Source organism: Sinorhizobium sp. 7-81 (assembly GCF_030124405.1).
Classification (GTDB): Bacteria; Pseudomonadota; Alphaproteobacteria; order Rhizobiales; family Rhizobiaceae; genus Sinorhizobium; species Sinorhizobium psoraleae.
Map to the genome: position 1 here is coordinate 235466 of NZ_JASKLT010000006.1, position 26593 is coordinate 262058.

At 57.8% G+C, this 26593-nt stretch carries 20 protein-coding genes and 5 pseudogenes; 10 read left to right on the top strand and 15 right to left on the bottom strand.

The window, feature by feature from the left end:
• Positions 1 to 32: 32 nt before the first annotated feature.
• Both QN224_RS20995 and QN224_RS21000 read right to left on the bottom strand, forming a co-directional pair.
• Complete coding sequence (locus QN224_RS20995) at positions 33 to 1388, bottom strand: sugar ABC transporter substrate-binding protein (RefSeq protein ID WP_173513563.1); 1356 nt, start codon at positions 1386 to 1388, stop codon at positions 33 to 35.
• Positions 1389 to 1447: 59 nt separating this feature from the next.
• Positions 1448 to 2452: a LacI family DNA-binding transcriptional regulator gene (locus QN224_RS21000; RefSeq protein ID WP_283978218.1), complete on the bottom strand. Its 1005-nt coding sequence runs from the start codon at positions 2450 to 2452 to the stop codon at positions 1448 to 1450.
• Positions 2453 to 2751: 299 nt separating this feature from the next.
• On the opposite strand from QN224_RS21000, the pseudogene QN224_RS21005 reads away from it, so the two are divergent.
• The 3 genes and pseudogenes from QN224_RS21005 to QN224_RS21015 all read left to right on the top strand — a co-directional run.
• Positions 2752 to 2868: pseudogene (locus QN224_RS21005) on the top strand (MscL family protein); the annotation flags it as partial.
• 697 nt (positions 2869 to 3565) lie between these two features.
• Positions 3566 to 4936 (top strand): UbiA family prenyltransferase, encoded by a 1371-nt coding sequence (locus QN224_RS21010; protein WP_283978219.1) that lies wholly within the window; start codon positions 3566 to 3568, stop codon positions 4934 to 4936.
• Positions 4924 to 6198, top strand: a complete 1275-nt coding sequence (locus QN224_RS21015; protein ID WP_283978220.1) for a hypothetical protein — start codon at positions 4924 to 4926, stop codon at positions 6196 to 6198. The genes QN224_RS21010 and QN224_RS21015 overlap by 13 nt, the downstream gene beginning before the upstream one ends.
• A 409-nt stretch (positions 6199 to 6607) precedes the next feature.
• Here the strand turns inward: QN224_RS21015 and QN224_RS33765 are convergent.
• From QN224_RS33765 to QN224_RS21030, 4 genes and pseudogenes are all read right to left on the bottom strand, one after another.
• Positions 6608 to 6764, bottom strand: a pseudogene (locus QN224_RS33765) (sodium-independent anion transporter); the annotation flags it as partial.
• A 248-nt stretch (positions 6765 to 7012) separates the two neighbouring features.
• Positions 7013 to 8185, bottom strand: a complete 1173-nt coding sequence (locus QN224_RS21020) for a hypothetical protein (protein ID WP_283978221.1) — start codon at positions 8183 to 8185, stop codon at positions 7013 to 7015.
• Between the two features lie 869 nt (positions 8186 to 9054).
• On the bottom strand, positions 9055 to 12207 hold the full coding sequence (locus QN224_RS21025; protein WP_283978222.1) for a multidrug efflux RND transporter permease subunit: 3153 nt from the start codon (positions 12205 to 12207) through the stop codon (positions 9055 to 9057).
• Between the two features lie 10 nt (positions 12208 to 12217).
• Positions 12218 to 13252 carry an efflux RND transporter periplasmic adaptor subunit gene (locus QN224_RS21030; protein ID WP_283978310.1) on the bottom strand — a complete coding sequence of 345 codons (1035 nt, stop codon included), beginning with the start codon at positions 13250 to 13252 and terminating at the stop codon, positions 12218 to 12220.
• A gap of 556 nt (positions 13253 to 13808) precedes the next feature.
• Here QN224_RS21030 and QN224_RS21035 point away from each other — a divergent pair.
• Positions 13809 to 14108, top strand: a pseudogene (locus QN224_RS21035) (GNAT family N-acetyltransferase); the annotation flags it as partial.
• 185 nt (positions 14109 to 14293) lie between these two features.
• On the opposite strand, the gene QN224_RS21040 reads toward QN224_RS21035, so the two are convergent.
• Positions 14294 to 14803, bottom strand: coding sequence for a hypothetical protein (locus QN224_RS21040; protein ID WP_283978223.1), 510 nt, complete (start codon positions 14801 to 14803; stop codon positions 14294 to 14296).
• A 710-nt stretch (positions 14804 to 15513) separates the two neighbouring features.
• Between QN224_RS21040 and QN224_RS21045 the strand changes: the two genes are divergently transcribed.
• Positions 15514 to 16749, top strand: a complete 1236-nt coding sequence (locus QN224_RS21045; RefSeq protein WP_283978311.1) for an epoxide hydrolase — start codon at positions 15514 to 15516, stop codon at positions 16747 to 16749.
• A 140-nt stretch (positions 16750 to 16889) separates the two neighbouring features.
• Complete coding sequence (locus QN224_RS21050; protein WP_283978224.1) at positions 16890 to 18239, top strand: epoxide hydrolase; 1350 nt, start codon at positions 16890 to 16892, stop codon at positions 18237 to 18239.
• Between the two features lie 674 nt (positions 18240 to 18913).
• On the opposite strand, the gene QN224_RS21055 is transcribed toward QN224_RS21050, so the two are convergent.
• Complete coding sequence (locus tag QN224_RS21055) at positions 18914 to 19057, bottom strand: hypothetical protein (RefSeq protein ID WP_283978225.1); 144 nt, start codon at positions 19055 to 19057, stop codon at positions 18914 to 18916.
• A 51-nt stretch (positions 19058 to 19108) separates the two neighbouring features.
• On the opposite strand from QN224_RS21055, the gene QN224_RS21060 reads away from it, so the two are divergent.
• A complete protein-coding gene (locus QN224_RS21060; RefSeq protein WP_283978226.1) occupies positions 19109 to 19369 on the top strand; it encodes a hypothetical protein in 261 nt (86 codons plus the stop codon).
• A gap of 81 nt (positions 19370 to 19450) precedes the next feature.
• Positions 19451 to 19726: a DUF2798 domain-containing protein gene (locus tag QN224_RS21065; RefSeq protein WP_283978227.1), complete on the top strand. Its 276-nt coding sequence runs from the start codon at positions 19451 to 19453 to the stop codon at positions 19724 to 19726.
• 70 nt (positions 19727 to 19796) lie between these two features.
• Here QN224_RS21065 and QN224_RS21070 read toward each other — a convergent pair whose 3' ends face one another.
• The 5 genes from QN224_RS21070 to QN224_RS21090 all read right to left on the bottom strand — a co-directional run bounded on the left by QN224_RS21070 (position 19797) and on the right by QN224_RS21090 (position 24360).
• Positions 19797 to 22022: an adenylate/guanylate cyclase domain-containing protein gene (locus QN224_RS21070; protein ID WP_283978228.1), complete on the bottom strand. Its 2226-nt coding sequence runs from the start codon at positions 22020 to 22022 to the stop codon at positions 19797 to 19799.
• 388 nt (positions 22023 to 22410) lie between these two features.
• A complete protein-coding gene (gene msrA / locus QN224_RS21075; protein WP_283978229.1) occupies positions 22411 to 22905 on the bottom strand; it encodes a peptide-methionine (S)-S-oxide reductase MsrA in 495 nt (164 codons plus the stop codon).
• A 1-nt stretch (position 22906) separates the two neighbouring features.
• Positions 22907 to 23350, bottom strand: a complete 444-nt coding sequence (gene msrB / locus QN224_RS21080) for a peptide-methionine (R)-S-oxide reductase MsrB (protein ID WP_283978312.1) — start codon at positions 23348 to 23350, stop codon at positions 22907 to 22909.
• Between the two features lie 118 nt (positions 23351 to 23468).
• Positions 23469 to 23924, bottom strand: a complete 456-nt coding sequence (locus QN224_RS21085) for a carboxymuconolactone decarboxylase family protein (RefSeq protein WP_283978230.1) — start codon at positions 23922 to 23924, stop codon at positions 23469 to 23471.
• 19 nt (positions 23925 to 23943) lie between these two features.
• On the bottom strand, positions 23944 to 24360 hold the full coding sequence (locus tag QN224_RS21090) for a cupin domain-containing protein (RefSeq protein ID WP_283978231.1): 417 nt from the start codon (positions 24358 to 24360) through the stop codon (positions 23944 to 23946).
• Between the two features lie 214 nt (positions 24361 to 24574).
• Between QN224_RS21090 and QN224_RS21095 the strand changes: the two genes are divergently transcribed.
• The gene (locus QN224_RS21095; RefSeq protein WP_283978313.1) at positions 24575 to 25105 is read left to right on the top strand and encodes an Rrf2 family transcriptional regulator; all 531 of its coding nucleotides are present in this window, start codon (positions 24575 to 24577) and stop codon (positions 25103 to 25105) included.
• A gap of 57 nt (positions 25106 to 25162) precedes the next feature.
• Here the strand turns inward: QN224_RS21095 and QN224_RS21100 are convergent.
• Positions 25163 to 25531, bottom strand: a pseudogene (locus QN224_RS21100) (two-component sensor histidine kinase); the annotation flags it as partial.
• 52 nt (positions 25532 to 25583) lie between these two features.
• Between QN224_RS21100 and repC the strand changes: the two are divergent.
• Positions 25584 to 26160, top strand: a pseudogene (gene repC, locus QN224_RS21105) (plasmid replication protein RepC); the annotation flags it as partial.
• A gap of 184 nt (positions 26161 to 26344) precedes the next feature.
• Here repC and QN224_RS21110 read toward each other — a convergent pair.
• Positions 26345 to 26491 (bottom strand): hypothetical protein, encoded by a 147-nt coding sequence (locus QN224_RS21110; RefSeq protein WP_283978232.1) that lies wholly within the window; start codon positions 26489 to 26491, stop codon positions 26345 to 26347.
• Positions 26492 to 26593 lie beyond the last annotated feature (102 nt).

The following is a 26593-nucleotide window of genomic DNA, read 5'->3' on the forward strand; positions in this document are numbered from 1 at the left end:
GGCCGCATCATGTGCGGCCGCCGGTTTGGCCGTCAAAGGATCGGTGCGCCTTGATAGCTCGAAAGAAACGCGTCGAGCTGCTGAGAGGCGGCCGTCGCCGTGGCTTGCGGATCGGCGCCGCCCAACTGGGTCTGCTGGATCGCATCGGAGATGATCTTGTAGACCTCCGGTGGAACGCGTGGCTCCGCACGGGTTCCGGGATGGATCTCTTCGGCGAATTTGCCGATCATACCTGTCGAGAAGGCCCCGCCGCCAGCCTTCAGCGCGCTGTTGCGCGGCGGCATGTCGGATTTGCCCTTGGTGCACCAGGTGGCGACCCGGTCGACAGAGCCCTGATTCATGGAGGCGAGGGCCCAGGCGCAGAATTCGCCCGCCGCGTCGGAGTTGCGGCCCTTGGCATTGGCGACGAATGCCCATCCGCCGCCCACGGTCACATATTTGCCGTTCGGCGGCGTCGGCAGCCGGAAGACGCCATATGGGAAATCCTTGGCATTGCTCTGAAGCTGTGAAATGCCCCAGATGCCGACGTTCTGCATGGCCACATAGCCGGATGCAAGATTGGCGATGGTGTCATGTCCGCCCGCACCCATGATCTGTCGGGGCGCCGCGCCACTGTTGATCGCATCCTGCCAGAATTTGAGCGCTTGCACCGTTGCCGGTGAATCGAAGCTGCTCTTGCCGTCCGCCGTCTGGAATTCGCCGCCGCCCTGCCAGAGGAAGGGATACCACGTGAAGTTCTGGTAGTATCCCGGCTGGGTCTCGAACATCACCCCGAAGCGCTCGGGAGTCGTGAGCTTCTTGGCGACCTCAAGCAACTCCTCCCATGTCTTGGGAACGTCGTTCTCGTTGAGGCCGGCCTCCTCGAAGGCCTTGACCGAATAGTACATGGCCATCGGCTCGACTTCCATCGGGATGCCGAAGATCTTGCCGTCCACCATGCGGTTGGCGATGACGCTTTCGGGAAAGTCCGCCTTGGCCGCTTCGTCGATGAAGGGCGTCAGGTCCTTGAGGACGCCGCCATTGTAGTAGCGCAGGAAGTCACCCGGCGAAATGATGAAGATGTCGGGCCCTTCGCCGGAGGCAAAGGCGGTGGCCAGTTTCGGGCCGCTGATATACTCGGAGTTCGGAATGAACTCGAGTTCGATCTTCTGCGGATGGCTGTCGTTCCAATCCGCGACCGTCTTCTCGAACCATTCGACCTGGCTCGCCACCGGTCCGCCGGGTGCGTAGAACTGCCAGAATTTCAGCGGCGTTTCCTGTGCCCGCACCGCCAGACGGTTGATGTAGGGAAATCCACCGAGGCCGACGACGCCGCCGGCTACCGCCGCACCGCCCTTAAGCAGGCCGCGGCGCGTCAGTCTCGGAAAAACCTTCTCTTTGTCACTCATTACTTCCTCCCGGTTTTGCTGGTAAACACCCCCGGCTCCTCTCCGGGGGCGGCTTCGTCTTACGCCGTATCGAAGGCGTGAAGGATGCAGGGGATCACCTCGGAGCGAGGCGGCCCGGAATACTCGCCCGACAGCCGTTCGAGCAGCATGGCGGTTGCTCGGTGGGCGAGCAGCGAAGGGGTGTTGCCGACACGCGCTATCCGCGGCCGCACATATTCGAGCTGTGGCTGATCACCGAAAACGGCAATCGCAACGTCGTCGGGAATGCGGACGCCGCGATCATGGAATTCAGCGATCGCTCCCGTCGCCATGAGATAATTGCCGAAAAAAATGACTGAAGGCAGGCGATCGCCTTGAGTCGCCAGCAACCAGTCTACGGCTTCCTGGCCCGACGGGCTAAGATAGGTGCCTTCGCGCCGCAACTCGGCGAGCGGTTCCACGCCGTGGTCGCGCAGTCCCTGTTCGAAACCCGCCGCCCTTGCCATGGCCTCGGCAAAGAAAGACGGGCCTGTGACATGGGCGATGCGCTTGTGGCCTTTCCTGGCGAGATAAGCGCCCATCTGATAGCCGCCGCCGAAATCGTCGATCTTGACGCTGTCGACGGCTGCATTTGGCAGATCGCCGATGAAGACGGTGGGGACGTCTATGCCGATCAATGTGTTGTGCATGCCATGCAGGGCAAAATCGCCGACGATCAACCCGTCAATCCGGCGGTTGCGGATGTGTCTCAGATATTGCTGGCTATGTTCCTGCGAGTGACCGCCGGGAACGTCGGTGTTGAAGATGAGAAGATCCAGCCCCGTCGCCTCGAGATCCGATTGCGCCGCTTTTACGAGTTCCGGATAGAACGGGTTGCGGATATCCGGGATCAGCATTGCCACCAGGTTGGTCCGCCCCGTGCGCAGGCTCTGTGCCTGGGGGTTCGGCACGTAACCTAACTCGGCTATTGCCGCTTCCACTCTCCGACGCATTTCGGCCGACACGCGGTCTGCATGATTCAACACATGAGAGACCGTGGTCAGAGATACGCCCGCTCGTTTCGCGACTTTGGCAATCGTTGTCATGGTTTCATTGCATAGACGATCACAAATCGTTTTGCAAATCGTTTTGCAAAACGATTTGCGACGCGCGAATACGAAGGCGAAGGCAGGCGGCCTGTCTTCCGGCAGAAGGTTATGGGTGCGTCATAAGGTGGATCCTTCATTTGGCGCCACACATCGCGGATCGAGGCAGCTGACGAAGGTCACGATCAATCATGACGAAAGTCATATTCGCTTAAAGTCGGCTTGCGCTTAACACAGAGACGGCGGCCTCGTTGGGCAGCTGCCAGCCGATGAAAACCGTGACGCCGCAGGATAATCCAGCGGCACGGGAGCAGGGCGCGGTCTCCGCTTACGGTAACTTCATCACCGTGCTCATCAACCTCCTGATCCTCGCCTGGATCATCTTCCTCATGGTCAAGGCCGTAAACCGCGTGCGTGTCATAAAGAAGCGACACAGGAATGAGTAGGATCGAGATAAATGGCGAGGATCGCAAAGGCAGCCGTAACTAGGCGCCCGATACTGATGAGACGCTCCGGTTCCGCGCCCAGCAGCCAATCTCCTGGTCGGGCAAACCTCTTAAGTATGTTGTTTGGCTGGGTGCGCGCAATTGCTGCTTCCCGGCCACCATCCAGGCTCGCCATGCGCAACTCCGTTCGGAAGCACCCGAGCTGTTAAAAAGTCATTTTAGTACGCGCGAATTCTCTCTGGCGAAAGGCGAGTTGTCAACGGTTGAGACTCACTGCCGCTGCGAAGGGACGACCATGGCCCACTCGGATCGAGGCTTAGAGCTGACCGGAAGGGGAACGGTGCTCTGGGAGCTGTCGTCGGCCTTACCGATAGCGGCTAGAACGGCCTCGGCGAACCCATGGGATGCTAACCTTGCCTCTAGCTGCAAATGACCTACCGCCAAGAAGGCTCCCTCGTCTATATACTCCTCTATATTCCCAAGAAGCCCAGCTAGTGCGATTATTGCCAGCGATCATTTCGGCGTCGCCATAGGTGCGCCGAGGAAGGAAAATCGTCGCGAGTGTCTGGGTGCGACTACGAGGCTTTCACTCGGCAAAGTAAGGCAAGAGAACTCCCGACATCTTGTTAAAGCTATTCTTTACTTAGATTGTACGTAGATTTCCATCATGCAGAATTCTGGCACAGGCGCGGCAACTCCGCCATGGGTAGTCAACCTTGAGCATGCTCTTTTAAAGAGCAATATTGATCACGAGCGCGCAATAGCTGTCATAGGACAAGAGATATTTTCTGTCCCTTGGCGTATTAAAAGCATCATTGCAAGCGGCGAGTTTAAGACTGAAAAGAGGCCCATGGATGCGTCAGCACTTGCCTACAATCAGGACGTATTAGACGCGTTAAAGAGAGAATATCAAAATGGGCGGAAACTGTTCTTGTGTTCGGCGCTTCCATACTCGGTGGTCAAAGCTGTTTGCGACTACCATGGCATATTCTCTGGCTTTTTCGTCTTGGATGCGAGCCAAAACGATAAGGAGGCCGTCCGCAACAGCACAGCCCAAGAGTTTGACTCAATCAGCGACGACTTCGAACTCATTTCCGTGCCAGCGGACATCGGCGCATTGACGGCTGCGGGGCACGATTCTGGGCAAAGCGGCGCGCCAGTCTGGACGAACGTCCTAGCGATCATTTCTGCGATCCGAGTACGCCAGTGGTCGAAGAACGTGCTGGTTTTTGTGCCGGTAATGGTATCGCCAGTCTCAACTACCGAGAACTGGTATCAGTCGATACTTGCATTTTCGGCGTTTTCGCTCGTCGCCTCCATCAGCTATGTGTGTAATGACCTTCTCGACCTACAAGCTGACAGAGCCCACCCGACCAAGAGGTTACGCCCATTTGCCAGCGGTGCGCTGCCCGTCGCAACCGCGCTCTTCCTGGTACCGAGCCTTCTGGTTGCAGCCTGCCTTGCCGCGTTCCCGCTCGCCATCACATTTCAAATGACGCTCGTATTCTATTTCCTGTTGACTTGCCTTTATTCGATTTATCTGAAGCGCATGCTGATGATCGATGTCGTCGTCCTCGGCTGCCTGTACGCAATCCGAGTTGCGGCCGGGGGGGAAGCGACGGGGATAAGGCCATCCGAGTGGCTGATCGCCTTCTCGGTGTTCTTCTTCCTTGCCCTAGCCCTTATCAAGCGGCAGGCTGAGCTCGCTACCATGCTGAAGCTTAGGCGGACAAGGGCTGGCAACCGCTCCTACAGAACTGAGGATTTCCCTGTAATAGCTGCTCTCGCGTCTTCGGCGGCGTTTAATGCGGTCACGATTTACGCTGTATTCGTTTGGTTTGAGGTGCAAAACGAACTCTACAGCGCCCCGGAGGCACTTTGGTTCGCGATACCCATGCTGGTATACTGGCTCGGCCGCATGATTTTGTTGGCACATCGCGGCAGCATGCTTGAGGATCCGATCGTGTTTGGCGCCACCGACGCCAAGAGCCTCATTTGCGGAGCAGTCGTTTTTGGGATCGTTCAATGGGCGCATTGACGACCGCACCAATGGCCGAGGATCTGATCGGGTCCGGCGGTCTGCGAAGGCTCGGTGTTCGAACCTGGGTTTTTGCCGGCCTTCTGGCCGCTCTCCTCTTTGGCTTCTTTCTGTTCAGGATTGGCGTCACCTCGGAAGCAATCCACAGAGACAACTGTATTTTGGGCGCTGACGTGGATAGCTACTTCCGTAGACTGTCGAGCGGTCACTGGGGTGCATTTCGCATCCGCAAGCACGCATTGGCCGTCGTGTCCACAGCGGCTATTGGCTGGCCGCTCACGGAGATGGGCGTTCCGGCCGCGACAGCCGCTGTGATCGCTCTTGCCGCTTTTATCGCGATCGGAGCACTTGCGTTCTTCCTCTTCTTGCGCCTGCTTGGATTGGAATGCATCGGTGCGTTTTTCATCGTGCTTGCGACAATTTCCACGTTTGGTTCGTTGACGATTTTCAGTGTCGTTGAGACCTACGGCTTCACATTTAGCGCAATGGCTGCGGCCATGCTGGCGCTCATCCTCATTGGGCCACATTCGAAAAAGCACCCGATGCTTTGCGCCATATCCGCTGGTATAGCCGGGGCAATTCCCGGAACCGCCAATTTGCCGGCATTGAGCTGCGTGCTTCTATACCCTGGTTTGGCCAACCGTTCTGGGCACTACAAGCCACGGCAGAGATTCATCGTGGTGTTCGCGTTGCCGCTCGCCATTTCGACGGCTCTCTCCCTTCTGCCCATGATCTATACCGATGTCGCAGCAGCCTTCGCATGGCAACGGGAGTATCTCGATCAATTGGCCAGCTTTGCCAATTTCGTATCGCCCGGTGTGCTCGGTGATTACTTATTAAGCTTTTGGGTGTTCGCTTTCGTATCCCCTTTTGACATGGTGCAACACCGATATGGGTGGCAAGCGGCTATCGCGCTAGGCAGCTCGGCATTGAGAGTCGCCGGCTATCTCATGACCGCGTTGGCACTCTGTTTCGGCATCCTTAGTGCATTGAGCGATTCTCGGTTCCGTTCGTTAACCCTGTCGGCTTTGGTAGCAGTTGGTAGCTTGTTCGTGTTCTACCTCTACTTCAATCCTGCCGAAGCAATGCTCTACAGCAGCCAATGGATATTCCTTCTTTTCACAGCCGCTGCTCCCGGCTACGTTGGGCGCCGGTTCTCGGGGCCACTATTCGCAGCCTGCTTCGTCAGTTTGGCACTGATTAATTATTCTCCGCTCATGGATTCTCGTTCAAGCGATCCTTCAGCTTACTGCGGACCCTAGTGGGTTTACAGCGCCAGACCCTTCATCATCGGTGTTTGCTGACCGCATCGTTGAGAATGTCGCCGACACCAGCGTGAGGTTGCAGATTGATTGCTCCATGGCAACTCAACTCGTTTCCCGTTTCCAGATGTGTTGGAAGGTGTAACTCTCACGACCGATCGCTTCGCGCCGTTTAATGCGCCGTTCTACACGTCGCTAGGGTTTCATGCCGTCGAGGGAGATGCATGTCCTGAACGCCATCCTTTCGGCGGAAAAGAAGGTCTCGATCCATTTCGGCGGGATGCGATGATGCTCGTCTTCTGATGGCTCCTTTAGAAGGATTCGATCGTTCTTCTCGGAGCAGCCATATCTTGGGTCAAGCAGGCGCTTAGGCCGGCTTTTGATTTGTACCGGATCGACCTCCAAGTGGCGCCGCCATCGGAATGCTCCGCACGAGGTCGTCGAAAAAGAGGACAAGAAGAGGAGGAAGGCGCCGGCGACGAAGGTTGACAGCCGCCCGCCGGAAGCGACGCCGATGGGGCCGGAAGCGATGTTGCTGGCACCCTACCGATACACTCCTGGCTCTTAAGGTCGGGTGGATTATGTCTGGCCCGCAAACACTGGTCCCAGCGCTTCGCGAATTTTCCAGGCGAGTGATTACTCGCACCACTACGGGTGTTGTTTCACGGCTGGATGTTGTCCACAGACGTATAAAGGTCACTGCGGCACCTTGAGTGCTGCATGTTCTTGAACCGGCGCCGATGTAAAGGAACATGCAATAGATGACGCATGGCCCGCTCGGTCGTCGGGCCATGCGATTCGCGGCTGCCGGGCTTCAGGCCCAGTAGTTGTATTCCAGGTGAACGGCGACAGTGGAACCGTTCGCGACCTGCTGGCTGAACGTACCCTCGAACGCAATCGTTCCGTCAGCGAAATCGGCGTCGCTGAGGATCACCGTCTTGGAATAAGGGTTCAGCGTTTCCGTTGTGCTGCTGTTCGAGTCGGTGCCGACAATGCTGAACGAACTACTATCGATCGTGCCCCCGAGGCTCTCTCTTATGCTGTTCAGATCAGCATCTCCGCTCACGGTGACGATCCCATCGAAACCATCCGTTTCGACCGCGAACGAGCCCGAAAACCACCGTTCCGTGGTGTCGCCACCGATCTTCTGGAAGGTGAAGGACTCGGTACCGGAGTAGATGTCCGCAGAGCCCGCTATTTCGATCGTCAGCGCATTGGTGGTAGAGCCGCCTTGGCCATCCTCGATGGTGTAATTGACGACGACCGTGAGCGTTTCGCCGAGCTTCAGATCGATTGCCCCTCCGGGCTGCAGATCCGGGTGCGACGTGTCGACCGTCACGATGTTGTCCACGACAGTGAGATAGGCGGGAGGCGTCATGGACCCGGCGTCGCCGTCAATCGAAAAGCTCAAGCTGCCGGCGACGACGGAAAGCGTGTCGCCGTCCGGATCGGAAGCGGTTGCGAGGAGGTCGATGGGAGACGCAGCAACGTCTTCGGTCAGATCCTTCAGGATCGGCTCGGCACTGGGAGGCTGGTTGGCGCTGGACCAACCGGCATCGAAGTCGGCGGGCTCTCGCGTATCCGTGTAGAACTCCCGGGTGTGATAGATCGTTTCGGTTTTCTTGCCGCTCGCCTGCACCGTCGACCAGGTTTCGGTGTCGATACCGGTCAGAATAGCGGTCAAGTCGATTTCAACGCCGTTGACCAGCATCGTCGGTGCTGGGTCCGTGATGCTGCCGCCGTCGACAGGGCCGATCTTGCTCTGGGCGGCCGCGAACAGGTTCGAAAGCGTGAAATCTCCCGCGACAACCGCGGCCTTTACGACCAACGCATCATCGACCGAAAGCCCGGCCTGATTGGCCAGGAAGCCGATGTAATCGGCTACGGTTACATCCTGCAGCGCTTCCGTGAGCGCGTCGGTGTAGCTCGAGGAGAGCTGCCCCTGGCCGGATTGGCTGAGACCGGAATCATACGATCCGTCTGTCATGAAACTTGTTGTAAAGAAACTCATTTTGCTTGCCCCTTACCCCGTTTGCCGGCGCATCGATCGATGCACGCTTTCAGTGTTTCCAATAAATTCAGTAACCTTTCCCGTCCTCTTGAGCGCCCCCCGCGTTCTGTAAATTTGAGAAATTCGTCGCGACGAAATCGCGCTCTCGAAGAGGTGGGAAACCGACCAATGGTGGCCGGTCTCCTCTTGCTAATGCCGGTGCCCATCGGGCGAAACTACTCTGTACATGCCTGGCCCTCTCCGACCATCGCGTTCAAAATGGCGGGTCCGGCAACATTCTGAAAATTTGTTTTGATTCCCCCCCGCCGCGGTCACGCTGGCACGTCAGCCGTCGAAGTAGAGCCCCAAATTGTACTCTTAGCATATTCCATAAGTCAGGATACGAACATTTCTGGGTAGTACTTTAACTCGAATGGCGTATAAGTCGTCTTGCATTTCAGCCATTTTAAGTTCAGACAATCTATATTGAAGTGGTTTCCACATGTCGTTAGCGCTGCGTCCCGGAAATTATCACCGCGTACATTCTCGTCCCGGACAGGAAAAGGGGCGAGGTGCCGGATGGCCGCGCGGTCACCATGCATTCATCGGTTTTTGCGCCGCTGTAGCCGAAATCTCCTATCTTTCAGTTGCTTGCCGGAACGCGATCGCGATCGCGCGAATGACTTTACCTCCCGGTATTCGTCTGGTGATGTCGCTTAAGCCTCGTGCGTCATGAGGGCGCATCGAACCGGACAAAACCGGTCCTAGCGTCGCCTTGTTGTCGCTATCGGCTTCGGCGTTGAAATTGCACTGGTAGCTGACTCGGCCCCGCTGCAGTCTGCACCGGGGCCTGTCATGGAGTTAGTTCAGGTTTCTGGCTGGGCGTTCTCACTTCCTTTTATGACCTTGGCTCGTCGTAAGATGATGAAGAACACAGGTGTGAGGAACAAACCAAACAGAGTGACCCCAAGCATACCCGCAAAAACAGTCACACCAGTGGCGAAACGCACTTCCGCGCCGGCCCCGTGACCGATCAGCAGAGGGACCGAGCCGGCGATAAACGCGACTGACGTCATAATGATGGGACGCAGACGCAGTCGGCAGGCTTCCAATGCCGCTTCGATTGTGGACTTGCCCTGGTGTTCAAGCTCGCGGGCAAATTCGACGATCAAGATCGCGTTTTTGCACGCAAGACCCATGAGCACGACCAATCCGACTTGAACGAAGACGTTGTTGTCACCGCCCGTCAGCCATACCCCGAAAAGGGCAGACAACATGCACACGGGTACGATCAGGATTACCGACAACGGCAACGTCCAACTCTCATAGAGAGACGCAAGGACCATGAAAACAAGCAGTGCCGCGATCGGGAAGACGATGGCTGCCGAGTTGCTCTGGTTGACCTGCTGATAGCTGAGGTCCGTCCATTCCATTTCAATCCCGGCAGGCAGGTTTTCCTTTGCGAGTTCGGTTATTTTTGCGATGACTTGCGAAGACGACAATATCCGCGGATCCGAGTCGCCGATCAGGTCGGCAGCCGGATAGCCGTTGTATCTGACCACCGGATCAGGACCGAAGGTCGGGACGACGCTGATCATCGACGCGATCGGCACCATATCCCCCTTGCCGTTGCGGATTTTCAGATTGCCGATGCTTTCGGCGTGTTGCCTGAACGGTGTATCGGCCTGCGCCACGACGCGATAGACGCGACCGAAGCGGGTGAAGTCGTTGACATAGGACGACCCCAAATAAGTCTGCAGCGTCTCGAACAGATCCGTGAGAGCAACGCCCTGGGCCTTTGCCTTTGCGCGATCGACCTTGACCTCCAGCTGCGGGATGTTCGCTTGGTACGAGGTAACGGGATAGGTCATGCCCGGTGTTTGGGCGATCACCGCTTGCATTGTGTTCACCGCTTGCTGCAGGGCGGCGTAGCCGAGGCCCCCTCTGTCCTTCAAGTACAGCGAATAGCCTGAGCCATTGCCAAGCCCTTGAATGGGAGGAGGCATGAGTGCGTAAGAGAAACCCTCCTTGATGGTGGACAGCTTGCTGTTGAGTTCAGCATTGATCTCCTGGGCCGATCTGTGGCGCTGATCGAACGGCTTGAGGATGATATACGACGCCGTGACGTTGGGCGTGTTGACCAGTTGCAGGGCATTCAGCCCAACGTAGGACGAGATAGAGGCCACGCCCTCCACGGACCTGGCAATCTCGTCCATCTTGTCGGCTACTTCAGTGGTGCGAGAGAGAGACGCGCCTTCTGGCAGCTTGGCTCCGGAAAACAAATAGAGCTTGTCCTGGGTCGGAATGAAGCCACCGGGAACGATTTGAAAGAATGCTGCCGTAGCACCCAGCAGGACCAGGTAAACGAGCATTACCGGTCCCCGGCGCCGGAACGACCTTTTGACGGCGCCTTCGTAACCCGCAGCCGACTTATCGAAAAAGCGGTTGAAGCGACTGAAGAAGGGACCCAAAATCTTGTCTATAAGCTTAGACAGCCGATCTTTCGGTGCATGGTGGTCGCGCAGGAGCTTGGCTGCCAGCGCAGGCGAAAGCGTGAGCGAGTTGAACGCGGAGATCACAGTGGAAATTGCGATCGTTACCGCGAACTGCTTGTAGAACTGTCCCGTTACGCCAGACAGGAACGTCATCGGGATGAACGCCGCACAGAGAACGAGTCCGATGGCGATGATTGGCCCGGAAACCTCCTTCATCGCGGCATACGCCGCTTCACGAGGCGATAAGCCGTGGGCGATGAAGCGTTCGACATTCTCCACGACCACGATGGCATCGTCGACGACAATGCCGATGGCCAGGACCAGGCCGAAGAGGGTGAGAGTGTTGATCGAGAACCCCAGCAGGTAGAGGAAGGCGAAGGTGCCGACGATCGAGACGGGAACCGCTACCAGCGGGATGACCGACGCCCGCCAAGTCTGCAGGAAGAGGATGACGACGAGAACAACCAGTACGACCGCCTCGAGCAGGGTTTGTTGCACCGCGCTGATCGAATCCTGGACGAAGACCGTCGGGTCCCAGGTGGCGCGGTAGATGATGCCCTTCGGGAAGGTCTTGGAGATCTCGTCCAGTTTCTCGTAAACGGCACTCGCGACGCCGAGCGCGTTTGCACCTGGCGAAAGGAAAATACCGACCATGGCGGCGTTCTGGTTGTCATCCTTGACGCGCATCGTGTAGTCACCCGAACCCAGTTCGATCCGGGCCACGTCAGACAGATGAACGATCTGACCGACTTCGCCGCTCTTGAGAACGATGTTGCCAAATTCTTGCTCGGTTCGCAGCCGTCCGGCAACGTTGATCGACAGGAGGAAGTCTGTCGTCGTCGGCGACGGTTCAGCGCCTAGCTGACCCGCTGACACCTGAACGTTTTGTTCACGGATGGATTTGAGCACATCGCCTGCGGTGAGACCGACGGCTGCTAGCTTGTTTGGATCCAGCCAGACGCGCATCGCGTAGTCGCCGGCGCCATACGCCACCACATCCCCGATGCCGGTGATGCGCGATAATTCGTCTTTAACATTAAGGCGAATGTAGTTGCGCAGGTACAGTGAATCGTACGAATTGTCGGGCGACGTGATACTGACGTACATCAGCGGCGTCGGCGACTGTTTTTGGGTCGTGACGCCGATCTGGCGGACGGCGTCCGGCAACCGGCTCAGGGCTTGGCTGACGCGGTTTTGAACCCGGACGGCGGCAGTGTCCGGATCAATGCCCGGCCAGAATGTGACGGCAATCTGCAGCGAGCCATCGGACCCGGCAACAGACTTCATGTACATGATGCCTTCGACGCCGTTGATGGCCTCTTCGAGGGGCGTCGCGACGGTTTCGGCTGTCTCTTTCGGGTTTGCGCCGGGAAAGCTCGCCCGCACAACGACGCTGGGCGGGACGACCTCGGGATACTCGCCGACCGGAAGAAACGGGATGGACACGGAACCGACGAGGAAAATCAACACGGACAGGACGACGGCAAGGATTGGCCTGTCGATGAAATAGCGTGAAAAGTTCATCGTCTCCTCCCTAGTTGATCGCAGCAGTTATCGGAACTTCGGAAGGCGAAACGGGCGTTCCCGAAGCGTAAATCTTCTGAAATCCGGAAATGATCACCTTGTCGCCGGCGTTGAGCCCGGCATCGACGACGCGGAGCCCTTCAACCAGTCGGCCGATGGTTATGTCCTTACGAATGGCGGTGTTGTTCGATCCGAGGACGTAGACGAAGCGCCGGTCCTGATCTGTCAGGATCGCCTTGTCGTCAACCAGTAGGGCATTGCTTTCGCTCTCTCGTGCCACTTGAACGCGAGCATACAGTCCAGGCGTAAAAACCTTGTCCTTGTTGTCGAGAAGGGCGCGCAGCCGGATACTGCCTGTTGCAGCATCAACCTCGTTGTTGAGAAAGCTGATCTCGGCCGCGTGAGGGAAGGTGTCTTCGTTTGCCAGCCCCACCTTGACGAGGAGATCCGCGATGGAGGAGCCGGTGCTGCGTGCCTGCGCGGCATAGCGGAGGAAGCTGTGCTCATCGGGATCGAAATCAACATAGACGGTATCCTGCGAGACGACGGTGGTGAGCGAGGATTGATCGGCCACCGCCAGGTTGCCTGCGGTCAGTTTCGCCTGGCCGACCTTGCCGTCGATCGGAGCCCGCACTTCCGTGAAGGCGAGATTGAGTTTGGCAAGATCCAGTGCGGCTTCGGCTTCCAGAACGTCTGCCTCGGCCTGCTCGTAAGACCTGCTTCGATCGTTTGCTTCCTCTTGCGAAATGTACTGGCTTTTGCGCAGAGAAACGCCGCGCTCCTTGCGCTCTTCCGCCGTGGAAACGGCCGCTTGCGCCCGCGCAAGACGCGCAGTGGCGCTCGCAAGTGCGGCGCGGTAGGGACGTTGATCAATGGAAAACAGTAGATCGCCGCGGCGGACTTCATCGCCCTCACGATAGTTCACCTTGTCGATGTAACCGGTCACACGCGGCCGAATTTCCACGGTTTCCACCGCAGTGATACGGCCATTGAATTCGTCCCAAGCGAGGACGCGTTTTTCCACCACTGGAGCGACGTCGACCACGGTCAACGGCGGGCTTCCCGGTTCTGATTTTGCCTCGGTGCACGCCGAAAGAGCAGTCCCGGAAGCTAGCAGCGCCAAGGCGAAAATGGCGCGCTTCGGCTGTAACATGGTCCCGAGGAGGCCTGGGTCCGGTCGGATCTGAGACGTAGCAGAAGATCGCGTAGGTTCGACAAAATACGAACGGACCTCGCGACAGTGCTGAGCGATATAAAAGGCCTTTAGGAGGTTCATCGATATCTCCGGTGAAATAGGGGTGCCTCTGTCGCTGGACATCGTCCAGTGGAATTTCGGTCGAGTACCGCACAGGATGCACGACCGTCAGCGTTTGCCGATAACTACGACTAGAAGAGTCTTAGTATATGCGCAATGGATGCGGCCTGGAACTGACTGTCAACGGTTTTTTGACAAGTGGACTGTTGCATCTTGGGATGAGCTGTGTTACGGCGACCGAGTTTATCGTAGTTAAGAAATTGGTATTCGGCGGAATTGGTGACCAACAAGATCCAACAGCAATAACAGCGGATCGCACGCCCGGGGCGCAGGCGCGTCGCAAGTGGCGACTGAGGCCGTGTTCCTGTTTGCAGACTACGTCTTCGGACTGGGATACAGCCGGTTCGAGTTGGAAATGCAGCGATCCAAATTTGCCTTCGAAGCGTGCGGCCGAGCGCTTCGGCTTCCGATTCGAGAGCTGTTTCGTCAGCACATCGTTGTGAAAAGATTGAATCGGGATACGGCGTGCTTTTCGACCATCGACAGCGAATGGCCAAGTCTACGGGAAGGCTATCAACAATGGCTGAGGGCGGAGAGTTTCGACGCCACTGGGGACCAATTGAGCAAGCTGGCTTTCGTGCGGTGAGCGTGCCGACGGAGACTCGCATCAACGCACACTGCAGAAACCCTTCGTAATCGCCTGCGATATGACTTTAATACGCTTTCCCAAGGAACAGCATGACGGGAACAAGCGAGACGCCGAGGAGGTTGTGCCCGGCGTTCCCTCGTGCCTTCAACGCAAGCGCGGTTAGCCCCCTGTCAAGACGCTCATCAAAATAGAGGTAGTCCGACAGTTCTATCGTGACTGCGTTGAAATCGCGGTCCAGAGTGCCGTCGGGTTTTAACATGAATACGCTGCGGCGAGGTTGGATATTTCAGTCCATCGACGTCGATATAATCCGAAATGAAGTGTGCAGCTGGTGCGTCAGCCCATACGTCGACCGTATAGTCGTGGCGACGCAGCAACCCGTCCGATCCGAAATAGAAGCGTTGTTCCTGGGTATGACTGTGCACATTCTCCGGAAAACGTACGGCTACTCCACGCAACGTGTCCAGCTCTCCATCGATCGTCGGGACGTCACGAGCTTCGTAGCCCGGTTCTCCAAAAACGAACGGTGTGGCATGGTACGTCCACATAGCATAGCCGTTGAAATAAGCCAGATTCAGCGGATCCCATTGGCCAGTGAAACTGCGGTCGAAGGCTTCTCTCCCGTTGTCCCGCTGGGCAACTATCGACCCGTCGCCGGCGGTTACTTCCACGTGACCAGGAGTCCAGGTCATCGTCCAATCGGGCTCTCCGAGGGGGTAACGCGGGTCCATTGGCGGTGAAATTCGCTGGTTGCGCGCCGTGGTAGGGGAGGTAGTGGCGTCCCTTTCAACTCCCACAGCTTGCCGCCGGTTCGTATCGTCGATGCAATGCCCTTAAACCTTCGCCACCGGTGGTATCCGCGGTGCGCTTCCAACGCTTCGTCCGGCAGCGGATGAAACTTGCTCGTCATCGCCTTTCTCCCGAGGTCGAGTGTTTTGGTGTATTACACGCTCCCGACTACAGCGGGAGCTGCAGCACCTGTGAGAGTTTCAAGCAGAGCGGTATTCGCGCGGGTTTTCCTAAGTCGTCGCCGTGCTAGAACAACCGTTTCCAAGCTACCAGCTTTCCGCGCGTTTGGGTGGGGACAATTCGTTTGTAGCTGACGCCTTTCCAAGAGGCCCGCGGTGTAAAATGCGGCCGCCGCGACGAACGCCGGCACATTTCCTGCGGGCGATTTTGTAAATCACTGTATCCGATAAGCGCCCGAGCAGTATTTTTTTACATTTCGGATCTTCAAACGATACACGCCGTACACTTACGAAGCGCCAACTCCTTTCAGCAGTCCGAAGCACTAACGCGTCAGACGTCGAAAGGAAACGAAGTGAATAAAATAGCCACGCAATATCGCAATACCATGTTTGGAGTGAACGCTACTCGCGGCGCACTTTTCGCAGTTGCGGCCATGGTGAGCACGGTTGGTCTTCAGCCCTCGCAAGTGATGGCGGCATCCGATGAGATCCGCCCGTTCACAGTCAATATTCCTGACGAACAGCTGGCGGAAATGCGTCAGCGCATCGCGGAAACGCGATGGCCCGAAAAAGAGACGGTACAGGATTCCTCTCAAGGCGTTCCGCTCGCGGCGATGCGTAAACTCGCGGATTATTGGGCGAAGGATTATGACTGGCGAAAGGGCGAGGCGAAACTAAACGCGTATCCGCAGTTCGTCACCGAGATCGACGGGCTGGACATCCACTTCATCCACGTGCGTTCGAAACACAAAAACGCCCTGCCGCTCGTCATCAACCACGGATGGCCCGGCTCCGTCTTCGAACAGCTGAAGATCATCGACCCGTTGGTCAACCCGACTGCGTACGGCGGTAAAGCCTCCGACGCATTCGATGTCGTAATCCCCTCGATGCCGGGATACGGTTTCTCCGAAAAGCCGGCGAGCACCGGCTGGGGACCCGAGCGCATGGCCCGCGCCTGGCATGAACTTATGCAGCGGCTTGGCTACAAGCGTTACGTCGCCCAGGGCGGCGACTGGGGTGCCTTCGTGGTCGATCAGATGGGCCTCCAAAAGCCGAAGGGCTTGCTCGCCGTGCACACCAACATGCCGGCGACCGTTCCCGCTGATGTCGACAAGGCACTTCTCGCCGGCGCGCCGGCGCCCTCGGGCCTGTCAAGCGAAGAGAACCGCGCCTACCAGCAGCTGGTCCGAACTTTCAAGCAAGTAGACTATGCAAGGTTGATGGCGACGCGCCCGCAGACGCTCTACGGCATTGCGGATTCGCCGGTCGGCCTCGCTGCCTGGCTCCTCGACCATAATGACGCAGACGGCCAGCCAGCCGCCGCCGTCGCTACTGCACTCACACGGAAGGCGAGTTCCGAAGGGGAACTGACCCGTGATGAGATCCTCGACAACATCAGCCTATACTGGCTGACGAACACGGGCGTCTCGGCGTCGCGCCTCTATTGGGAATACAAAGGTGGTTTCTTCAACACCAAGGGCGTGACGATCCCGGTTGCCGTCAGCGTCTTCCCTGGCGAGCAGTATGAAGCACCGCGCAGTTGGACGGAGAAGGCATATCCGAACCTGATCCACTACAACAAGGTGGAAAAAGGCGGCCACTTCGCCGCATGGGAACAGCCCATGCTCTTCGCCAAGGAGCTCCGCGACGGGTTCAAATCGGTTCGCTGATGAGTCCTGCGCAATTCCGGGCTTCCGCTCGCCGGAATTGCGCTCGGGTGACGCGGACGAGCCCTTGGCGTCCGCGTCCTCGCTTTTCACCTGCAGCCATGTGGACGCGTTCCATTGTGGCTCCCTGTCGGAGTTAATACATGTTTGAACTTTCTCGGCTCATCAACAAACGGCGCTACATTGCGGCCACCGCATTAACCGGCCTTCTTCTGCCGACCGCGGTCGCTCACGCAGAAGCGCTTTCGAATCACGCCGACGTGAAGGCGGCCGTGCAGTCGCAGCGCACGGGCACGACCGAAACCGCGACGGCCCTCGACGAGACTATTCGCCCATTCCAGTTCCACGCCAGCGCGCAGTCGCTTACCGATCTTAAGCAGCGCATCGCGGCCACCAAGTGGCCGAACCAGGAACTGGTGAAGGATGGCACCCAGGGCGTGCAACTCGCCACCATGCAGAAGCTCGCCGACTATTGGGCGACCAAATACGATTGGCGCAACGTCGAGAAGAAGCTCAACGACCTTCCGCAATTCGTCACCAACATCGACGGCGTAGACATCCATTTCATTCATGTGCGGTCGAAGCACAAGAACGCGATGCCGCTCATCATCACCCACGGCTGGCCCGGCTCGATCATCGAGCAACTGAAGATCATCGATCCCTTGAGCAACCCGACCGCGCACGGCGGCAATGAAGCCGACGCCTTCGACGTCGTCGTCCCCTCGCTCCCCGGCTATGGCTTCTCCGGCAAGCCCAATGAGCTTGGCTGGGATCCGGTCCGGATCGCGCGGGCCTGGGCGGTACTGATGAAGCGTCTCGGCTATACCCGTTATGTCGCGCAGGGTGGCGACTGGGGTGACGCCGTCACGGAGCAGATGGCGCTACAGCAGCCCGCCGGATTGCTCGGCATCCACACCAATATGCCGGCGACCGTTCCGGCCGAGATCCAGAAGAGCCTCGACGCCGGTGGCCCAGCGCCATCCAATCTTTCCGCCGACGAGCGTCGTGCCTACGACCAGCTCGATTTCTTCTACAAGAACGGGCTTTCCTATGCCCAGGAGATGAGCAAGCGTCCGCAGACGCTCTATGGCATCGAGGACTCGCCGATTGGCCTTGCCAGCTGGATGCTGGACCATGACGCCCGCAGCTACGAACTGATCGCCCGCGTATTCGATGATCAGTCGGAGGGTTTGACGCGCGACGACGTGCTCGACAACATCACGCTCTACTGGTTGACCAATACCGCCGTGTCATCGGCGCGGCTCTATTGGGAAAACAAGCTTGCTTTCTTCCAGCCGAAGGGCGTGCAGATCCCGGTGGCCGTCAGTGCCTTTCCGGACGAGCTTTATCAGGCACCGAAGTCCTGGGCGGAAAAGGCGTTCCCGAAGCTCATCCATTATAATCGCCTCCCCAAGGGCGGGCACTTTGCAGCCTGGGAACAACCGGAAGTCTTCACCGAAGAACTAAGCACCGCGTTCAGGTCTCTGCGTTAGTCGGTCCCAGGGAGGGGCGGCCGAAAGGTCGCCTCTACCTCCCTTTCCCTTTCTTCGGCCTGACGCCTTCACCGCAATGGGACCGATAACCGGCGAATGTTCATCGTTCCTCGACCTGCCCGCGGAGCGTACTCCCCCCCGGCGGCAAATGACTAGACTAGAGGCAGTTCGGAACGTGCCATCGCGGTGGCAGAGGTCTCAGTCATCCGAGGCTTCGCACCGGATCGATCGATGTGTGTCAATGCGCGGCTTCTTGGGGCCCCCCGACACTATTTGCGTCGGCACTCGATGATCGCCGCAGAACGCGTCAGCCATCGCGGCTTCCTACCACAGGTAATGAACTCCCGGTCCGAAACGGCTGAACCAACACGACGGGGCCCGGACGGGCTATGGGCAGCGGTCACGTTGCTTGTTGGCGATAACAACATCAACAATCCTCGATGAGAGCCGCTGCGTTCGACGAGCCTTCTCAAGCTATTGGCGGCTACACAGAGCGCGTGCTCGACAACTCAGTCTTGGAGTGTGGTCCAAGCTTTTCGGGGGTGGGACGGCCAAGCATGCAGGCTCGTGTTCTTCGTCGCACGCCTAAACACTTTGTAGATCTATGTAGAATTCGCGCCCATCTGACTGAGTTTTTAGTCCCAGAATTCTGAAATTAACCAATTGTAATCATTTCATTCTCCTGGGTTGCGATATTTGCTGCATCGTTGCAGCTCATCAACCACCCACCAGGACACGCTGTTACAGTTCACCGTCCCTTCGGGCACACCCAAGATACAGACGTAGAGGAACATATCGCCCATGACCCGATCGGTCATGGTGAATAAATCCGAGCGTCGCTCGGACCGATCCAACAAAGGGAAGTATCAATGATGAAGACGCTTATGAAATCCGCAATCGCGATGGCGATTATTACTGCTACCGCCGGCGCATCATTCGCTCGCGCACCGGACCGTGGCGAGTACTACCAAGGTACGGAACGGCAGGCAACGATCCGGACGACCAACCAGGGTTCGTCAATTGATCGCTTTGCCACGGGCAGCATCAGCAACGACCAAGACGGCGGTAAGGCTCACCGTTTCATCAAGGGCGGCGAGGGCGAGTACTACCGGGGTATTCAGCGCAACTGACTAACGTGGCGACAGAAACGGCCGGGCGCGCAAGCGGAGGCCGTTTCCTCGCTCCTTTAAGTTGGCAGATGAGGAGGCAACATGCCGGATGGTTCCGCTCCGCGGTCGGAGACACAGCGCAGCCGAAAGCTGCCGGCCAAAGCGGTCCCGGTTGTGTTCGCGTTTTTCATGTCAGCGATAATGGCGCTGCTGATGTCCAGCGTTATTGTCGCGGCGAATACGGGTTTTGATGAGGGATATCCGCTGAGAGTAATCACGTCGTATGCTCTCGCGATGCCTGTTGCCTTCGTCTGCGTGCTGATCGTTCGACCGCTTGTAACGCGCCTCGTTTCCTTACTCTGCGACTTCCAAAAGTAGGGGTGCGCACGCGAGAGAGCTGGGGATCGACTTCTTCGTTAGATCTACCGCGCGCTTCGGGCGCAACCAGCTACGGGAAGTCCAAAGGCGAAAACGTCAATGCCCGGTCTCCATAATACCAAACAAATTCGTTTTCGCTGGCGGCAAGTCCTCCGGGGTTCCTGAGTACCACGCCGCACAAAGCGGTCTCCTTCTGGGAAAAGCAAACCTCGTTACCGTCGATCCGGACCTCAACGTCACTGGGATTGCCGATCCCAAGAGAAGTCCAACCTCCTGATAACGTAGCCCTTCCACCGGGCGAGATGATCATTTCGTGCGCCTCTCCGGATCCTAAGACCCGACCGCGCAGCCTCTGCCCGAACAAAAGCGAACGTATCTCGGCGGGCTCGAGTTCTTTCCCACTATCGATCCCGGTCGGATTTTCAGGTACTCCCGCGAAACGTAGTCCGCGGTGAAGCCGTTCTCTGTCGTCCGGAAGAGCGAAATCCAGTGAGGGGCAGGTCGAGATCGTAGCGGCGATTCCGCCGTGCTCAACGCTCAGCTTGTTGAACCTGGCGATGGCTGCCGCAGCGTCCCGTTTGAGGCCAAGGTGTCCATAGGCAGCCGCCAGGAGGAGAAGCGAACTGTCATCCTCCGGGTTGAGTTCGGTGCTGGTTCGGGCTGCCGTCGCAGCCGCCTGGAAATTCTCCATACTGAACTCCGTGAGCCCGAGGACATACATGAAGAATGAGGGAGGTTTCGGGTCCAGCCTCATCGCGGTGCGTATGTGAGGTATGGCTTCTTCGGGGCGCCCTGACGAAGTAAGCACGAAGGCCATAAGGGCATAACTCCACGAGTCTCCAGGTTCTAGGGCGATAGCTTCTTTTAGTTCAGCAACTGCTGCCGGGTGCTGCCAATCGGCCTCAGAGAGAAGACTCGCAGCCTGATGTCCCAATGCCGTTTTGCTTTTCCGTGCTGATTCAAGGTACTCGACCGCTTTGGCTTTTGCCTCGGACCGGGATATCGGCAATTGTGAGTTCCAATGCCACAAATATATACGCGCGTACACCATGGCCGCCGCGGCATAGGCACGTCCGTATCCAGGGTCGAGCTCAATAGCCCGTTCGAAGAAAGGTATCGCCTTAACTAGATCCTCGGGCGTGCTGCGGCGGTGGTGTTCCCACCCGCGGAGGAAAGCATCAAAGGCGGCTGAAACCGGTGTTTGATAGCCAAGTTTTCTTGTTTCGCTGGCCGATGTCAATCTGACTGCCAATGCATCAGCAATGCCGCTGGTCACTTTATCCTGCAGCGCGAAGACATCGGATAGGGTGCCGTCGAATTTCCCGGCCCAAACGTGACCCCCGTTAAGTGAGTCGATTAGTTTAGCATTGATGCGTAGCTGGTCTCCGGCGCGCTGGACACTTCCCTCGAGAATATACCTTACTCCGAGATCCTTTGAGACTTGTCGAGGCGAAACCGCCTTGCCCTTGTAGCTGAATGTCGAGTTTCGCGCGATGACGAACAATTCGGATATCTGGGCCAATTCGGTGACGAGACCGTCGGTCATACCGTCCGCAAAATACTCCTGCTTGGGGTCGTCACTGACGTTGGCAAACGGAAGCACGGCGATCGATGGCTTGTCGGGCAGAGGTAAATCCTGCTGGGGCGTTAGAAGGGTTTCAACTGGCCGGTCCCAGGGCCGCCACCACCACATCCCGATACTAGCGGCGGCCAGCAACAGTAAGCACCCAGCGATCGCAAACAATCGGCGGCCTCTACTTTTTTTTACTTTGCGACGGGATCCAACCCCGTCCAGCACGATGCGGTATGTTCGTATTGGCTTGTAGACGTGCTTCAACCGCTTCTCGCCGAGAGAAATGAAGGCAACATCGAGGTGCTTCTCGACGTGATCGTATGCCGTGCCCGATATCACAATTCCGCCTGGTTCAGCCAAGCTCTGCAATCGCTCCGCGATGATGACGCCATCCCCGTGAATGTCGTCGCCCTCAACAATCACGTCGCCGAGATTGATCCCTATGCGGAACTCCAGCTGGTGCTTGTCTCGGTCGCGGTTTTTTGATTTGGCGCGCTGGACTTCGACAGCGCAACGGACTGCCTCCACGACGCTCGGGAACTCGACGAGTAGGCCGTCACCCATGGTCTTAATCAGACGCCCGCAATGCTCGGCTATTCTCTGTTCAAATATGTCACTTAAATCGGCTCGAAAGCGCACGCGAGCGCCTTCTTCGTCGGCCTGGCTGAGCAACCCATAGCCCGACACATCAGCCATCATTACGGCGGCAAGCTTGCGCTCCATAGCCCTCCCACGGACGGAACAGGGTTACACAGGCATACTAACCGAATGACTGGGGTGGCTAAAAGAGCTGTTTCTCGAAGTCGAAGCTATCTCACGCTCGCTCACCTGCTGTCGGAGCAGAGGGGGTAATCTGGATCGCACCTGCGCGTTCAGCCTTCGACCAACTTCCGTGAGCCGACGAAACCGGCTCTGCCGTCGCCAACAGGCACTGTGCAGCCGTTTGCGTGTTGGGGCGGGCTCGACGGTCCTTGTTTCGCCGGTCGCTGCAGGACACGCTTCGCCCGTGGTGGGTGCAGAAGACGCGGCCACAGGATCGGTTGGCGTAGTCGCCGCGAGCTCCTGTGGTGGTGCATGTCTCGGTGCTCGGAAACCCTCGAGCGACGGCCACTTACCGGGTAGGCAGCACCCAGTCGGGTCGCGGAAAATGGCAGTTGTAGCCTGTCGGGAAGTTTTGCAGGTAGTCTTGGTGTTCCGGCTCAGCCTCCCAGAAGTCTCCTACCGGCTCTACTTCGGTTACGACCTTGCCCGGCCACAGGCCCGAGGCCTCGACGTCTGCAATCGTGTCCTCGGCAATTCGCTTCTGCTCGTCATCTAAGAAGTAGATCGCCGAACGGTATGAGATGCCGATGTCGTTGCCTTGGCGGTTTCTCGTGGTGGGGTCATGTATCTGAAAGAAAACTTCCAAGATCCGCCGGTAGCTGATTTTTTCAGGATCGAAGACGATCTCGATACCCTCTGCGTGAGTGCCATGGTTACGGTAGGTGGCGTTCGGAATGTCTCCGCCCGTATATCCTACTCGCGTTTGGATGACTCCCGGGAGTTTCCGGATCAAGTCCTGCATCCCCCAGAAACAGCCACCAGCTAATACGGCTCTTTTGGTCATCTCAGATGTCCTCAACCTGGTTGATAAATTGACCGTAACCCTTGGCGTCCATCTCCGCACGAGGAATGAAGCGCAAAGAGGCGGAATTGATGCAGTAACGCAGTTCACCTCTGTCTCGCGGACCGTCAGGGAATACGTGTCCGAGATGGCTGTCTCCATGCCTGGAACGCACCTCGGTCCGGATCATGCCGTGGGAGCGATCCGGTAGCTCAGCGACATTTGCATGTACAATCGGCTTGGTAAAACTCGGCCAGCCGCAGCCGGAATCGAATTTGTCGGCCGAGGCGAACAGCGGTTCGCCGGAAACGACATCGACATAAATTCCAGGGCTCTTATTGTCGTTGTGCTCCCCGGTGAAGGGGCGCTCGGTACCGTTCTGTCGGGTCACCCGATATTGCTCGGGCGACAGCTTCGCGATTGCTTCGTCGGTCTTTGCATAGGTCATCAGCTTATTCTCCGTCGAGATCTGAGCTTTCTGCACGGGGTGCAAAGAGAAGTTCAGGCAGTTTCTCAAAAAGGCGGGCTCCGGAAGTCTCTAGTCGACTGCCGGAATCTCTTGAATGTTAGCTTTGGAGCGCCGCGAGTGGCGTGTTGCGGAAACTGATGGCCATCCGATTGTAGGCATTCATCAGCCCGATTGCGATAGTGAGGTCTACGAGTTCCCGCTCGTCGAATATCGCGCGGGCTGCGTCATATGCTTCGTCGGGGACGCCCGTATCTGCGACCCGCGTCACGCTTTCAGCCCAGGCAAGAGCAGCTCGCTCGCGTTCGTCGAAAAGGCCGCCGGCTTCGGCCCACGCCTGCACGAGCGCAATCTTTTCGACCGGTTGACCCTTTTTCAGCAGGTCGCGGGTGTGCATATCTAAGCAGTACGCGCAGTTGTTGATCTGCGAAATCCGAAGATACACCAGTTCCGTCAACGCCGCCGGCAGGCCGCTCTGCGCGATGTAGCCGTAGACTCCGCCTAAGGCTTTTGCACCTGCCGGCGCGATTTGGTTGTAATCAAGACGTTTGCTCATTTTCATATCCTTGTTGGCCTTACTTGATGGGTGCGGTCAGCTTTTCTTCGTTGCTGTCGAGGACAAACACAGCGAGAAGTTTTGCGGGCTTGGTTTTGCTGGCATTGCGGCTGACCAGGTGCTTTGACGCGGGCGGCTCGTACCAGCTTTCGCCGGCTCGATAGACCTTTGCCGGTTCGTCATTCACTTTCGACTCGATCTCGCCGGAAAGGACGTAGGCAAAAATAAAGGACGAGTCCGCGTGCTTGTGCGGGATCGACTCACCGGCTGGGGGATAGTCGACGATCACGGCCTTGAGCGTCTTGCCCGGGATGTTCGGTATTCCCTTCTCGAAATGCGGTGTCACGGTTTCGGCCGGGCCGTGTGCCGCTACGGGAGAGGCAGCAAGTAGAGCAAGAGCGGCAACGGCGGTTCCGATGACGGAGCGAGCATACATAGGTCTTCTCCTCGATGGTGGTTGGTTCGCTGCTGACAACACCGGACAACAGAACTTGTAACTACGACTATATCGCTCGTAGTAAGAGGACAACGAATTTGTTGGGTTTTTCGCTATACAGAGTGTCAATGCCACGGCGACGATCGTATGTTGCCGCTCACCGCTTCTCGTGTTATCAACGATCAAATTAATCGGCGTTAAGGATTGTTTTCCCATGGCCCATGTAAGCGCAGGCGTTGAATATGCGCTTCACAGTCTTGTGTTTCTCAGCCGTTCTCATGTGCTGGAACAGCCGCCAAGCGCACGCGATCTTGCGGCTCTGCAGGAAATTCCGGCGGAGTTCGTCGCAAAACTGTTCACCAAGCTGCAGAAGGCCGGCATCGTGGCCGCGCGAGAGGGGATCGGCGGGGGCTTCACATTGGCTCGGCCGGCCGAAGACATTACGGTACTCGAAGTTGTCGAAGCCGTGGACGGCCGCAAAGCGCTCTTCGACTGCAAAAACATTCGCGCGAAGTGCGCGCTTTTTGCTGGCGACACGCCTGGTTGGGCCGTTGAAGGTGTCTGCTCGATACATGCCGTCATGCTCGAGGCTGAGCAACGGACAAGGGATGTGCTGGCGGCTCATACACTGGCGAGCGTCGCGCGACGGGGAGCAAAGAAGGCACCCGAGGACTATGGGGAACAGGTGATGGATTGGCTCGCGGCGCGCACACCAAGGCGCGCCCGGCGCGCTCAAGCGTCGTAAAAAGCTTCGGAACTCTAAAAAACGCATCTTTATAGCCACGGGCAATCTCTCTGCACGCGCAAAGCGATCGCGCATCGCATTGAACGCAGTGGCCGCATAGTCATTTCCGTCGGTCCGGCCTCGCTGAGGCGCGGTGCGTTGCTGTTGGGGTCAAGCGTGTCGGCGGCTTTCGTCAGGTTGGCAAGAGGAGGGTTGGCCTGGCGCATGGCGAACCAGCTGTACAATCCCAGCAGTGAAAGCTGCTCTACGAGCACGCAAGGCAGCCACTTGGCCATGACGCCCCGTCGCGTGACGTCTATCGTCAGTGGCTCGCCGTCGCTCAAGCGAAGATGCGCCTGAAGATGGCGGGCCGATCCGGGATCCTCCAACCTCGATCGGGTGTTTCGCGCCTCTTGCAGCCTGGATCTTGGCGGCGACCTCGGCGTCGTCCGGCTCAAGCGTGGGATTGCAAAACGAACCGGTATGAGCCACGAGCAAGGAGATGCTCCGCGAGGAAATCATCAACCGGCTGGAAATTCACGAAAATTCCCAGAATATGAGCAGTAATGCTATTCAAAACGAACACCACGTACAGAATTCAAATACCGAATCCAGCAATGACTTGAACCTAGCTCTAGAAACGAGCAGGGGGCGAAGGCGAACCAGTCCAGGCCGCCGACGAGCGAGCCGATAAAGGCATTTCCGTTGGGTATGGTGCTGAAGGCTTGCCCAGAGATCAACGATCATGGGCCAGGCGGCGCGGTTGGAAGCTGGCGCGACCTGATGTCGGCGGCGGTCGTCGTTCGATGGACGCTGGGGGTCAGCCCGGCAGCCTATCAGGACGCCTGCGAGGTCATGGGACAGCAGAATGCCGCGGTTGCTGTCGCATGCATCCTCGAAAGGGCGGGGCACATCAACAATGCCGGCGGCTATCTCCGGGATCTCACGCGAAAGGCGGCGCGCGGCGAGTTTTCGTCGGGCCAATGCTGATGGCACTGATGCGGGCGAACCAGGACGCGGGCCGGAAAGCCGCCCGGATACGCGAGGGAGATTTGAGTGAAGTCGGCCGTACCTAGTCTTGTAGGCGCGATGGCTATCACGCTTGTGCCGCGCCATTCGGTGAATCTGAATCCGCTCGCTCGGTACCGCGCCCAGAACGTGGTGAGATCGCCGCCGAGCTCGGAAAGCTCGTGCTCGAGCCAGTCGCGATGGTCGCCGAGCAGGGAGCCGTCGGGGGTGAGAACGGTGCGGGTGCCGTCATTAGGCGTCGTAGAGGGTGGTCGCGGTGAAGCTAAAGTTGGAAAAAGCGCGCGACAGGACAGGGGCGAGCTCCGCGTAAGCCGTTTCGGGATCAAGCGCGGCCAGCACGGCCTCGGCTGCTGGCACGCGGATCGGTTCTATGGCCATCTCGGGCGCCCTTCCTTCACGGTATCGGTTCCGTGCTCATCCTTTCGGTACCATGCACCATTCTACCTCCTACCTCGTGTCGGCACAGGCGCAAGGGGTGGA